The organism is Rhodococcus sp. NPDC057297, from assembly GCF_042667435.1.
Taxonomy (GTDB): domain Bacteria; phylum Actinomycetota; class Actinomycetes; order Mycobacteriales; family Mycobacteriaceae; genus Rhodococcoides.
Genome location: NZ_JBHUZE010000007.1, coordinates 128,981 through 141,368 on the forward strand (window position 1 = coordinate 128,981; position 12,388 = coordinate 141,368).

The window sequence follows — 12,388 nt, forward strand, 5'->3', positions numbered from 1 at the left end:
GGTGCGTACCGCAGCGCTGTGCGCGGGGGCACTTCTGATCCTCGGCGCGTGCGGTGGAACGGACGACGCCGACACCATCGGTGCCGGCACCGACTCGTCCCCGGCTGCTCCGGTCACGGTCGTCGACGGCCCTGACGTCCTCTCCGGGTCCGTCATCACCGACTCCGCAGATCTGCAAGCCCGCATGCTGACGCCCGGCGACCTTCCCGACGGGTATGCGGTGGTGCCGGATCCGGTGCGTGATCTCGGGCTGGACCCGGCTCCGGAGTACGACTCGCCTGATCGGTCCGGCACCGAGCCGCAGGAGTGCGCCGACGTTCTCGCGGCTGTGGGGATGCAGTCGGCGGGCGCATCGGCAATGGCGGACGTCCGCTACTCGGGACCGAATTTCTCGTCCATCGACGAGGACGCCGCCAGTTACGCAGGCGGCGAGGACGGTGTCGGAGGCGCTGGAGAGGCGTTCCGCACCGTACAGAACACGCTCGTCGGCTGCACCGAGTACTCGGGCACGGACGCCGACGGGATCGACGTCGACTTCTCGCTGTCGGCTCGTGATCAATCCCCGGTGGGTGACGCCTCGACGTCGTTTCGGCTCGCGACCACCAGCGAAGGGTTCACGCTGGTGTCCGACGTCGTGATCTCCGTCGTCGACCACACCGTGTTCCAACTGTCCGTCACCAGCCAGGAAGGCGTCGACGCGGCATCGTTCACCGCACTCGCCGAAACAGCGGCTGAGCGAATCCGCGGTGACCTCGGGTCCTGACCGTGACGGAAGCACACGAAAGCCGGTGCCGCACTCCGAACGAGGAGCACGGCACCGGCTTAGAGATACTGCGGCTTCGAGATACTGCGGCTTAGAGATACCGCGGCTTCGAGATACTGCGTAAAGCTAGGTGACTACGCGCACGCAGGCGAGGACAGCTGCGCCAGCTGGACGAGACCACATGCGTTCTCCTTGGACAGCTTCCATGCGCCGTCCTCGGCAACGAAGATGAAGTTGCCCGGGTTCGCCTGACCGTTGATGGTCAAGGTCGCGCCCGTGTTCAGAGTGCCGTCGCCGAGGTCGTCGACACTGGTGATCTCGACGGTGGCGCCGTTCTGCACAGCAGCGGCCGCGACCTGCTCGATGAGGCCCGGATCTTCCTCGGCGCCCTGGATGAGGGCGGCCTTCTCCTCGACCGGGACAGCCGGGTCGAGACCGCGAGCAAGTTCGGCGTTGAGCTCTTCAGCCGTGGGCACAGGTGGGTAATCGCCCGATGCCTCAGGTGCCGCCGACGCCGAGGACGTCGTGGAAGCTGCAGACGTCGTCGTCGTGTCGCCACCCTCCTCCGAGCTACATGCGGTCATCGTCAGCGCCGCAGCGATCGCCACGCCGGCGACTACGGCCTTTCGGGTGTTACGGAGCTTCAAGTGCTTATCCCTTCGGTTGTACTGCTCAGTCGTTCACGTGAACCGGACATAGAGGCCGGTCTCGGCTGTTCCACTATGCCATTGAGGGCCTCGGGCGGAAAGAAGCGTCGCTACTCGCCGGTAGCCGAGAGCGTCATTTCAGGATGGGTCACTGTCATTTCAAACTGTCCAGTGGATCCGCCACAACGAGTTGCTCGTCCCCCTCTGTGAAAGTACGGGCTCGACCCGGTCCGGTGGACCGTGTCTCGAACCGAACCGTCACCACGGAGTGGCCTGCCCCTTGCACCCATCCGTGTCCGTGTTCAGGATGCCTCACGTCCATGCCCGGATGCCACCTCTGCTGCGGTTCTCTTACCGAAGGCACAATTTCGCCCGTAGTCGTGGGCGACGTGGACGTATCCTCCGGTTCGTGATCGAGTTCGGGAAACAGCGACCCTTGCTGCACGGTGGACAGCCCGGCGAGGCCGACACCGACCAGCCGGATCGGACCGAGTTCCACCGGGTCCAGCACCTGACGCTGAGCCGTCGCGACGATGGTCTGCTTGTCCACGGTCGCATACGGCAACGTCGCGGACCGGGTCACGATGCTCATGTCCGATTTTCTCAGCTTCAGCACCACCGTGCGTGCGCCGCGCCCGTCCTTCATCAGGCGCCGGTGCGCCGCTTCCGCACTCTTTTCCACCGCAGACCTCAGTTGCGCCATTGTCACCAGATCGTGTGCGAACGTCGTCTCGGCGCTCACCTGCTTCGCCTCGGCGCGCTCGGCCACGGCTCGATCGTCGATCCCTCGCGCCAGCTTGTGCAACCCCGGGCCCACCGTCGCGCCGAGGATCGACGCCACTTCCGACTCCGGTGTCGCGACGAACTTGCCGATCGTGTCGATTCCGAGTTTGCGAAGTTTCTCGTCGGCGACCGGCCCGATCCCCCATAATTTCCGCACCGGCAACGCGGCCATGAGAGCACTTTGTTCTGCCGGCGCGACTACAGTCACGCCGTCCGGCTTCGCGAGGCCGGACGCGATCTTGGCGATCTGCTTACCGGAACCGGCACCCAACGACGCCACGAGGCCAGTCCGCTCCATGACGAGTGCCCGCAGCATCTCGCAGAACTCCGCTACCTCGGCCGCAGTAGCGCCGACAAGTTCGACGGGTTCACCGAATGCCTCGTCCATCGACAACTGCTCGAGGACAGGCATCCTCGTGCGTAAACCGTCGAACACAGTCCGACTGACGCTCTGGTAGAGCGCACCGCGCGGCGGCAGTACGATCGCGCCGCCGCCCACCAATCTGCGAGCCTGATGCATCGGCATGGCGGACCGCGCACCGAAGACACGCGCTTCGTAGCTGCAGCCGGCAACGACACCGCGACCGCCTGCTCCGCCGACCAGAACGGGCCGTCCGCGCAAGGTCGGCCTGGTGAGCTGCTCGACCGACGCGAAGAACGCGTCCATGTCGAGATGCAGCACCCATCGCCTACTGCGAGCGTCGATCACGACCGAAAGATACTCCGGAACGCAGACAGCACAGTCCGTGCCTCACGAGTTGCCGACACGACGGTCGGAAGACACGTCACGATGCGTCGCCTCGGCCGGTACCGAGGTCGAAGCCGAGCCCTGCAGCCGCACGTCCGGGCGTCGGATCGGCCCACAGATCGGCGTACACGTCGTTCGCCGACAGCGACCGAGTCACCGCCCTGTCGATGTAGACCGTCCCGTCGAGATGATCGGTCTCGTGCGCCACGATCCGCGCGGGCCATCCGCCGAACTCCTCGTCGACCACGGCACCGCGCAGGTCGGTGCACCGAAGCCGCACCGACGCTGCCCGGGAGACGACCGCTTGGTAACCGGGCATGCTCAGACATCCCTCGTAGAAACTTCGACGAGCCGGCCCGATGTCGTCGTACTGCGGATTGACGATCACCCGGAACGGCAACGGCGTGCGCTCCCGCTGCGTGGCGACCTCCTCGGACACCGGATACATGTCCTCGATCACCGCGATTCGCAACGAGACGCCGATCTGCGGCGCAGCAAGACCGACACCGGGCGCGTCGTGCATCGTCGCCCGCATGACCTCGACGAGGTGTTCGAGTGTCCGCGGCTCGAGCTGATCGGTCAACGCGGTTGCCACTGTGCGCAGCACCGGATCACCGACCGTGACGATGGGAAGGACGCCGTCGCGCGCGTCGGACAGAAGCTCACGAACGGCACCCTCCATCGCGTCGCGGGTCATCGCGAACGGGTGACCGATACGCGGGTACCTTCCCCGAGCTCGACGGCGTCGTCGCCCGGATCACCGTCGACCAAGCTGAGCGCCAGAACCTCGCCGGCGATCAACGAGCGGTGCGTGTCGAGCCATTCGCGGCGTTCGGCCGGAACCTCGATGACGATGTCGATGCGATCGGACACGTCGAGGCCCAACGTACGTCGCGCCTCCTGGAGTTCACGGATACGGTCCTTCGCCCACCCTTCGGCCTCCAGCTCTGCAGTCACCTTGGAATCGAGCACGACCAGACCGGCGTTGCCCGGCAAAGCAGCAGTGGAATCCGGTTCGGCCGCAACCAACTTACGGGTGTATTCCGTCGGAAGCAGTTCGATGCCCGCGGCACTGACCACGCCCGTGGCATCCTCGCTCCACTCCCCTGCCTTGACGGCCTTGATGACCTTCTGGACGTCCTTGCCGATCCGTGGACCCGCCGCACGCGCGTTCACGACCAGTTCGAACTTGCCGTGCACGGCAACATCGTCGGTGAGGTCGACCTTCTTGACGTTGACCTCGTCGGCGATGATGTCGGCGTACGGGCGCAGTCGCTCCGCATCCTCGGCGGCGACGGTCACCTCGGGGAGCGGCAACCGCACCCGAAGGTTCTGGGCCTTCCGCAGTCCGAGTACCGCGCCGCACACCGAACGCACCTCGTCCATCGAACCAACCAACTCCGGATCGGCAGGCAACTCGGCCTTCGCCGGCCAGTCCGCGAGGTGGACCGACCGCCCACCGGTCAAGCCGCGCCACACCACTTCACTGACCAACGGCAACAGCGGCGCAGCAAGACGCGTCACGACCTCGAGCACCGTGTGCAACGTGTCGATCGCGTCTGAGTCCTCGCTCCAGAACCGCGAACGCGACCGTCGCACATACCAATTGGTCAACGCGTCGCAGAACGTCCGCAGCTCGTCGCAAGCACCTGCGATGTCGTGGACCTCGAGCGCATCGGTGATCGCGTCCCGAGTCGCCGCCAGCTTGGCCAGGACGTACCTGTCCAGCACATTCGGCGAATCCGTTCGCCAGGTACCCGGCTTGCCTGCGTACAACTGCAGGAAACTCCACGCGTTCCAGATCGGCAACAACGCCTGGCGGACGCCCTCACGGATGCCCTGCTCGGTGACGATCAGGTTTCCACCCCGCAGAATCGGCGACGACATCAGGAACCAGCGCATCGCATCGCTGCCGTCCCGATCGAACACCTCTTTGACGTCGGGGTAGTTGCCCTTGGACTTGCTCATCTTCAGGCCGTCGTCGCCCAGCACGATGCCGTGCGCCGCAACGGTCTTGAATGCAGGACGGTCGAACAACGCGGTCGCGAGCACGTGCAGCGTGTAGAACCAGCCACGGGTCTGACCGTTGTACTCGACGATGAAATCGCCCGGGTTGTGCGCTGTGACATCCCCCGTCGTCCCGCTCGCCCCGGAAAACCACTCTGCATTCTCGAACGGGAAATGCACCTGCGCGTACGGCATCGACCCGGATTCGAACCAGCAATCGAGCACCTCGGGAACCCGCCGCATCGTGGACTTGCCCGATGGATCGTCCGGGTTGGGACGCGTCAGATCGTCGATGTACGGACGATGAAGGTCGTCCGGACGCACGCCGAAGTCACGCTCGAGCTCGTCGAGGCTGCCGTACACGTCGATACGTGGGTACTCGGGATCATCGGATGTCCACACCGGGATCGGGCTGCCCCAGTATCGGTTTCGACTGATGTTCCAGTCGCGTGCTCCCTCGAGCCACTTGCCGAACTGCCCGTCCTTGATGTGCTCGGGCACCCAGGTGATCTCCTGGTTGAGCTCCACCATGCGATCACGGAACTTCGTCACTGCCACGAACCACGACGGAACCGCCATGTAGATCAGCGGCTGCCCGCTGCGCCAGCTGTGCGGGTAGGAGTGCTCGATGGTCTCGTGACGCAGCAACCGACCGGACGCCTTCAAGTCCTTGATGATGACCGGGTTGGCGTCGAACACCATCAGGCCCTCGTACGGCGGCACGAGCGACGTGAACTTGCCACCGGGATCGAGCGGCTGAACGACCTCGATGCCGTTCGCCGTCGCGACGTCCATGTCCTCTTCACCGAAAGCCGGGGCGAGGTGCACGATTCCGGTACCCGAGTCGGTGGTGACGTAGTCCGCCTGCAGAACACGATGCGAATTGGCGTGTCCCAGAAAGAAATCGAACGGCGGAGTGTAGGTGAGGCCGACGAGGTCCGCGCCGGTGTGCTCGGACAACACCTCGGGCTCGTCCCCGAGTTCGCGGGCGTAGTGCGCGAGCCGTTCCGCAGCCAACACGTAGCGTTCACCGTCGGTTCCGCGGACCTGCACATAGCGAACATCGGGATGCACGGCGATCGCCAGGTTCGACGGCAGGGTCCAGGGCGTCGTCGTCCAGATCAGTGCGCCTGCACCGTCGAGAGGCGACCCGGGTGCCGTCAGCGGCATCGTGACGGTGACCGCCGGGTCCTGACGCATCTTGTAGGCGTCGTCGAGCCGAGTTTCCTGGTTGGACAACGGGGTCTGTTCGTACCAGGAATACGGAAGGACTCGATAACCCTGATAGATCAGGCCCTTGTCGTACAACTCCTTGAACGCCCACATGACCGACTCCATGAAGTCGACGTCGAGCGTCTTGTAATCGTTGTCGAAATCCACCCAGCGGGCTTGACGGGTGACGTAGTCGCGCCACTCGTCCGTGTACCGCAGAACCGACTGCCTGCAGTAATCGTTGAACTTGGCGAGACCCATCTCGTCGATCTCGGATTTGTCCTTGATGCCCAACTGCTTCTCGGCTTCGAGCTCGGCGGGCAACCCGTGGCAGTCCCACCCGAACCGGCGCTCTACCTTCTTTCCGCGCATCGTCTGAAAGCGCGGAACGAGGTCTTTGACGTACCCGGTCAGCAGGTGACCGTAGTGGGGAAGGCCGTTGGCGAACGGCGGGCCGTCGTAGAAGACGAACTCGTCCGCACCTTCGCGTCTGTCGACGCTGGCACGGAACGTTCCGTCCTCGGCCCAGAAATCGAGCACTCTGCGCTCGAGGTCGGGGAACGACACACCCGCGGATTTCGAACCCACCATGTCGACCAACGGGTACTTGTCACCGTCGGTCCTCGCGACATCGCCGCTCTTCGAATCTTCGGTACTCATGACGGACGCTCCTGCCGTGCCGACCCCGTCGCTTCTGCGACGGCGGTAGTTTCCTCGGCACGGGGACGACGATCGACGTGTGGGACGTCGACTACCGCGGTACCACCCCGCTTGCTTCGACGGCGACGGAAACCGAATTTCCGGGTCGGCGAAGCCTCTCGCACTGCTGTGACGGGCTTACCCGTTCGGTTCTACTGAGCCGACGCGACCTCGACGGTCGATTCGGCCGTTCTTCCGAATGCTCCCCGGGGATGACCGGATCAACGCGTTGTTCTCTACATTCGTTGTTCTGGACAGTCGTTGTTCGGAACAGTTGGTGTTCTCGACGTTCGTGATGACGACATCGGACACCCGAGGGTAACCGACACGTCCACACAATTCCTTCTCGGGTGGCGCCTACTTCTCGGGTGGCGACCTTCGGCCGGTCAGCGCACCCGCCAACAACAGAATCGCACCGACGATACAGACACCGATACATCCGTACGCCCAGACGACCGACCCGGTCGTCAGGGCGATGACCAGCAGCGCGAACCCGACTCCCGCCGCGCACAGCGTCAAGACGAGCACTGCGCGCCTCGCTTCGCGCGAGCCGGCTCACGCCGGTCGGGTGTCACGCCCGCGGCCGTGCAGAACGGACTGGGCAAGGATGCGTCAGTTGTTGCCCTTGGCATACGACTGGCTGTAGCCCGACGACTGCTCGTTCTGGTTGAAGCTGTCCGACCCGTTGTCCACCGGCAGGGCCGAGGAACGGTTCTCGAGCTCTTCGAGCTGAGATTCCAGGTAGGACTTGAGCCGGACGCGGTACTCACGCTCGAACGTCTTGAGCTGCTCGATACGACCCTCGAGCACCGAACGCTGCTCGTTGATGGTCGCCATGATCTCGGTGTGCTTGCGCTCGGCGTCCGCCTGAAGAGCATCGGCCTTCTCCTTGGCCTGACGAAGCTGAGTCTCGGACCGCGTCTGAGCGTCGGACAACAGCGATTCCGACTTCTGACGTGCGTCGGTGACCATTGCCTCGGAGCGGGTCCGTGCGTCGGTGACGAGACGCTCTGCGTTGGTGCGAGCGTTCCCCAGCAGCTGCTCGGACTCGGTCTTGGCGTCGCTGGTGAGCCTGTCGGCCATCTCCTGCGCAAGTCCGAGAATCTTGGCGGCCTGCATGTTGGAGTCGCCACCCTGCGTCGGCGCCGCCGCAGCGACCGGAGCAGGCGCCACCACAGGGGCGGGCTTGGGGGGCTCGACGGGGCGCTGAGGCTCCGGAGCCTTCTGCTGAACCGGAGCGGGCTGAGCCGGACCGGACTGGCGAGCAGACTTGGCGTCCGACAGTTCTTGATCGAGCTCGCCCACGCGCTGGCGCAGGTCTGCATTTTCCTCGATCAGTCGCGACAGCTCTTGCTCGACGAGATCGAGGAAAGCATCCACCTCGTCTTCGTTGTAACCGCGCTTACCGATAGGCGGCTTGCTGAAAGCGACATTGTGCACATCAGCTGGAGTCAGCGGCATGGAAGGATCCCTTCACGCGTCTTGAGGCGGTAGAGCAAGCATTCAGTTATATCCCATTCCGCACTTGCCGGAACAATCAAACTGTAACTGGCGTCCATTCTGTCACATCGGTTGCGCAGGTCGCGCCTGTCCCCGATGTCTTTCATCAAAGTTCGGTCAGTTCACGATCCCAGACTCCGCACAACGGACATCAGGATGAAAACGCCGAACAACAACACCATGATCGACAAGTCGAGTCGAACTCCCCCGAGATTCACGGGGGGAATCACTCTTCTCAACAGCTTGACCGGTGGATCGGTCACGGTGAATATCGCCTCGAGCAATACAACGACGATTCCCGACGGCCGCCAATCCCTGGCGAACGTCCGGATGAATTCGACGATGATGCGGCCGATGAGAAGAAGCCAGAAAATGAACAGTATGAAGTAGATCACCGCGAACAAGGCCACAGGTCATACTCTGCCCGAAAAGGTCGGCTCGATCAAAGCGAGCAGGTCAGAGGCCTGTTCGGATCGATCGAGCCGAGGTAGCGCGCCAGTGTTGTCGTTTGTCATTGCTGACTGTAGAAGCCCGTCTCGGCGATGCGACGCCGTTCCTGGGGCGACACGTCGATATCTGCGGGCGAAAGAAGGAATACCTTCGTCGCGACCTTGTCGAAGGAGCCGCGAAGAGCGAAGGCGAGTCCTGCAGCGAAGTCGACGAGACGCTTGGCGTCCGCATTGCTCATCTCGACGAGATCCATGATGACCGGCGTTCCGTCACGGAAACGCTCGCCGATCGTCCTGGCCTCGCTGTAGTCGCGGGGACGCAGGGTGGTGATCTTCGACAGCGCACTGCCGTCGTCCACCACCGGGCTACGGCGAGTTTCAGCGCGGGTCATCGGGTCGCTCCGCAGGCTGCGCTCCTGCGCGTCCATGCGGGTGTCCACAGCGAGGTTGCCGCGAGTGGACACACCCCGGCCAGCCCCGGCCGACCGCGACGAGCGACCGCCGATGGGAGCCAGGGTCGGCGCCGAGCGAGGGGCCTCGTAGTCGTCGTAGTCGTCGTCCAGGTCCTCGATCTCGGCACGGGACGAACGGCGCGAGGAGAACGACGGCTTGGCGAACTCCCGGTCGTCGTCCGCGTACGGGTCGCGACCACGGGCGGAGTGCCGTGATTCCGGCTCGTCGAGGTAGTCGTCTTCGTAGTCCGCAAGAGGAACCATGCCGAAGTACGCCTTGAACTTGTGCAGGGTACTCATTGATGCAGCCTTCCGTGCCGGGTACTTCGTTGCCGGTCTCCAGGTTCGCAAGTGTCAGGTGTGACTGATGTGATCCGTGGACTGTACTGGCGAGGTTATCGGCCGAGAGCCGAGTATTGCGGTACCGACACGCACGCACGTCGATCCGTGTAGAACGGCCGACTCCAGATCGCCCGTCATCCCCGCGGACAACTCGACGGCATCCGGGTGCTGCCCGAGCAACCGCTGGTGTACGGCCGCCAGATCGGCGAATGCGCGATCCGGATCCGAGTTGACCGGCGGAACGGCCATCACTCCGGACAGGGTGAGCCCGTCGGTGTCGGACACCAGATCGGCCAGCGCGAGCAGATGCTCTCGCTCGACTCCACCGCGATGGACGTCCCCGTCCAGACTCACCTGAATCAGGACCTCGAGCGGAGTGGACCTGGCCCCGTCGGACAGCGCTGCGTCCACCGCCTTGCCGAGAGCAGACACCAAGCGATCACTGTCGACCGAGTGGATCGACGTGGCCCATCTTGCGACGGATTTGGCCTTGTTACGTTGCAGATGCCCGATCATGTGCCACCTGGCCGGTTCGGTACCGAACGCTCCGGCCAACTCGTCGACCTTCGCCGACGCGTCCTGCTCGCGCGACTCGCCGAAATCGCGGCATCCGAGACCGTACAAAATCTCGACGTCCGACGCCGGGAAGAACTTGGTGACCGGAAGCAACATCACGTCGTCCACCGAACGGCCGGCGGCGGCACACGCGGCGGCAAGCCGAGCCTTCACCGAGCGAAGTGCCTCCGAGATCTCGGACTCTCTGGTCGTCGTCATACCGACAGTCAAGCAGGGCCGTCGGTGCGGCCGGCCGAGGTGTCCATCCAGATCACGCTTGCCGATCGTCCGGTCGGCGAACCGCGCCGATGGCTGAACAGGGTCCGATCTTCGATGGTGCACCGAGGATCGACGGCAACCGATGTGACGCCGAGTCCATTGAGCTGTCGTCTGATTCCATCGCGGATGTCCAGGCCCGGCGTCTTCCTGACGGTCGTCGTGGCGCTACCGGGAAGGTGTTTCTCCACGTCGGCCTGCATGTGTGCGGGCACCTCGTACTGGCGCCCGCTCGCCGCCGGGCCGAGAAACGCACCGATTCGACCCGGTTCGGCTCCGAGCGACACCATCGCCTCGACCACACGGGGAACGATGCCGATGCGTGCTCCGACCCTTCCGGCGTGTACAGCTGCGATCACACCGGCCTCGTCGTCGGAGAGCAGGACCGGCACGCAGTCGGCAGTGAGCACGACGAGTGCGAGATCACGACTGGTCGTGACCAACGCGTCGGTCACCGGAACGGGTTCGGACGTCGGGCCGTCGACGACAGTGACGGTGCGTCCGTGGACCTGCTCCATCCACACCAGACGACTCGCGCCCATGCCGAGCTCACTACCGAGCCGTTCGCGGTTGGCGGCCACGGCCGACGGTTCGTCGCCGACGTGGTCGCCGAGGTTGAAGCTGTCGTACGGCGGCGCCGACACTCCGCCTGCCCGCGAGGTGGTGACCCTACGAACCTTGAAGTCGTTCTCCGCCATCGGCGATCAACGACGCATGAACGATGGCACGTCCACATCGTCTTCGCCGTCGTCCTCGGTGACGGGCACACGCCGACCCGAGTTGTTCGACCCTGACGATCCCGAGTTCGAGGACTGAAGAGGAGGCAGGCTGCTGCCGTTACCTGCACTACCAGCACCGACCGGGTCACGGAACACGGCACCGGATTCGGTCGACTCGGACCGAGACGACACCTCTCCTGATCGTGCGGATCCGATAGTGCTGCGTGAGGCGCCGGGAGCTGCCTCGACGGGACGTCTCGTCGGGGTCCCTCCGTCGAAACCGGCTGCGATCACGGTGACGCGTACTTCGTCGCCGAGCGAATCGTCGATGACGGTTCCGAAGATGATGTTGGCGTCGATGTGTGCCGCTTCCTGAACGAGCGACGCAGCTTCGTTGATCTCGAAAAGTCCGAGGTCCGAGCCTCCCGCGATCGACAGCAACACCCCGCGCGCACCTTCCATCGACGCTTCGAGCAACGGCGAATTGATGGCGGACTCGGCTGCTTTGATGGCACGGCCTTCGCCGCGCGACGAGCCGATTCCCATCAGGGCGCTGCCCGCCCCCGACATGACTCCCTTGACGTCGGCGAAGTCGACGTTGATCAGCCCAGGAGTGGTGATGAGGTCGGTGATGCCCTGAACGCCGTTGAGGAGCACCTCGTCTGCGCTTCGGAACGCGTCCATCAGGCTGACGGCTGCGTCACCGAGCTGGAGCAGACGGTCGTTGGGGATGACGATGAGGGTGTCGCAGGACTCGCGCAGTTGTTGGATCCCGGTGTCGGCCTGCCCACCGCGACGCTTGCCCTCGAACGAGAACGGGCGCGTGACGACGCCGACGGTGAGTGCGCCGAGCTTGCGAGCGATATTGGCGACGACGGGCGCGCCACCGGTACCGGTGCCACCTCCCTCGCCTGCGGTGACGAAGACCATGTCGGCGCCCTTGAGCACCTCTTCGATCTCGTCCTTGTGGTCGTCGGCGGCCTTGCGGCCGACTTCGGGATCGGCGCCTGCGCCGAGGCCACGGGTGAGCTCACGACCGACGTCGAGCTTGACGTCGGCGTCGCTCATCAGCAGCGCTTGAGCATCGGTGTTGACCGCGATGAACTCGACTCCCTTGAGTCCCTGTTCGATCATGCGGTTGACCGCGTTAACGCCGCCGCCGCCGATGCCGACGACCTTGATTACGGCGAGGTAGTTGTGCGGGGGCGTCATTGGCTCTCGCCTTCCGTGGTTGTG

At 64.4% G+C, this 12,388-nt stretch carries 12 protein-coding genes; 1 reads left to right on the forward strand and 11 read right to left on the reverse strand.

Annotated features, from left to right (window positions below):
* Position 1 precedes the first annotated feature (1 nt).
* On the forward strand, positions 2-763 hold the full coding sequence (locus ACFULT_RS19890; protein WP_378482214.1) for a hypothetical protein: 762 nt from the start codon (positions 2-4) through the stop codon (positions 761-763).
* A gap of 134 nt (positions 764-897) precedes the next feature.
* Here ACFULT_RS19890 and ACFULT_RS19895 read toward each other — a convergent pair whose 3' ends face one another.
* The 11 genes from ACFULT_RS19895 to ftsZ all read right to left on the reverse strand — a co-directional run bounded on the left by ACFULT_RS19895 (position 898) and on the right by ftsZ (position 12,364).
* Entirely contained in the window at positions 898-1,410 is a 513-nt protein-coding gene (locus ACFULT_RS19895) for a hypothetical protein (RefSeq protein ID WP_037109106.1), read from the reverse strand.
* A gap of 154 nt (positions 1,411-1,564) precedes the next feature.
* Positions 1,565-2,875 carry a DNA polymerase IV gene (locus ACFULT_RS19900; RefSeq protein WP_037109108.1) on the reverse strand — a complete coding sequence of 437 codons (1,311 nt, stop codon included), beginning with the start codon at positions 2,873-2,875 and terminating at the stop codon, positions 1,565-1,567.
* A 103-nt stretch (positions 2,876-2,978) separates the two neighbouring features.
* Positions 2,979-3,638, reverse strand: coding sequence for a peptide deformylase (locus ACFULT_RS19905; RefSeq protein WP_378482215.1), 660 nt, complete (start codon positions 3,636-3,638; stop codon positions 2,979-2,981).
* Positions 3,635-6,820: an isoleucine--tRNA ligase gene (ileS, locus tag ACFULT_RS19910; RefSeq protein WP_037109111.1), complete on the reverse strand. Its 3,186-nt coding sequence runs from the start codon at positions 6,818-6,820 to the stop codon at positions 3,635-3,637. The genes ACFULT_RS19905 and ileS overlap by 4 nt, the downstream gene beginning before the upstream one ends.
* A 396-nt stretch (positions 6,821-7,216) precedes the next feature.
* Complete coding sequence (locus ACFULT_RS19915; protein ID WP_019665913.1) at positions 7,217-7,387, reverse strand: hypothetical protein; 171 nt, start codon at positions 7,385-7,387, stop codon at positions 7,217-7,219.
* An 84-nt stretch (positions 7,388-7,471) separates the two neighbouring features.
* On the reverse strand, positions 7,472-8,320 hold the full coding sequence (locus tag ACFULT_RS19920) for a DivIVA domain-containing protein (protein ID WP_037109113.1): 849 nt from the start codon (positions 8,318-8,320) through the stop codon (positions 7,472-7,474).
* A gap of 161 nt (positions 8,321-8,481) precedes the next feature.
* The gene (locus tag ACFULT_RS19925; protein ID WP_019665915.1) at positions 8,482-8,769 is read right to left on the reverse strand and encodes a YggT family protein; all 288 of its coding nucleotides are present in this window, start codon (positions 8,767-8,769) and stop codon (positions 8,482-8,484) included.
* A 101-nt stretch (positions 8,770-8,870) separates the two neighbouring features.
* Positions 8,871-9,560 (reverse strand): cell division protein SepF, encoded by a 690-nt coding sequence (locus tag ACFULT_RS19930; RefSeq protein ID WP_037109115.1) that lies wholly within the window; start codon positions 9,558-9,560, stop codon positions 8,871-8,873.
* A gap of 54 nt (positions 9,561-9,614) precedes the next feature.
* The gene (locus ACFULT_RS19935) at positions 9,615-10,376 is read right to left on the reverse strand and encodes a YggS family pyridoxal phosphate-dependent enzyme (RefSeq protein WP_378482216.1); all 762 of its coding nucleotides are present in this window, start codon (positions 10,374-10,376) and stop codon (positions 9,615-9,617) included.
* A gap of 8 nt (positions 10,377-10,384) precedes the next feature.
* Positions 10,385-11,131 carry a peptidoglycan editing factor PgeF gene (pgeF, locus tag ACFULT_RS19940; RefSeq protein WP_037109119.1) on the reverse strand — a complete coding sequence of 249 codons (747 nt, stop codon included), beginning with the start codon at positions 11,129-11,131 and terminating at the stop codon, positions 10,385-10,387.
* Positions 11,132-11,137: 6 nt separating this feature from the next.
* Complete coding sequence (gene ftsZ / locus ACFULT_RS19945) at positions 11,138-12,364, reverse strand: cell division protein FtsZ (RefSeq protein ID WP_037109121.1); 1,227 nt, start codon at positions 12,362-12,364, stop codon at positions 11,138-11,140.
* Positions 12,365-12,388 lie beyond the last annotated feature (24 nt).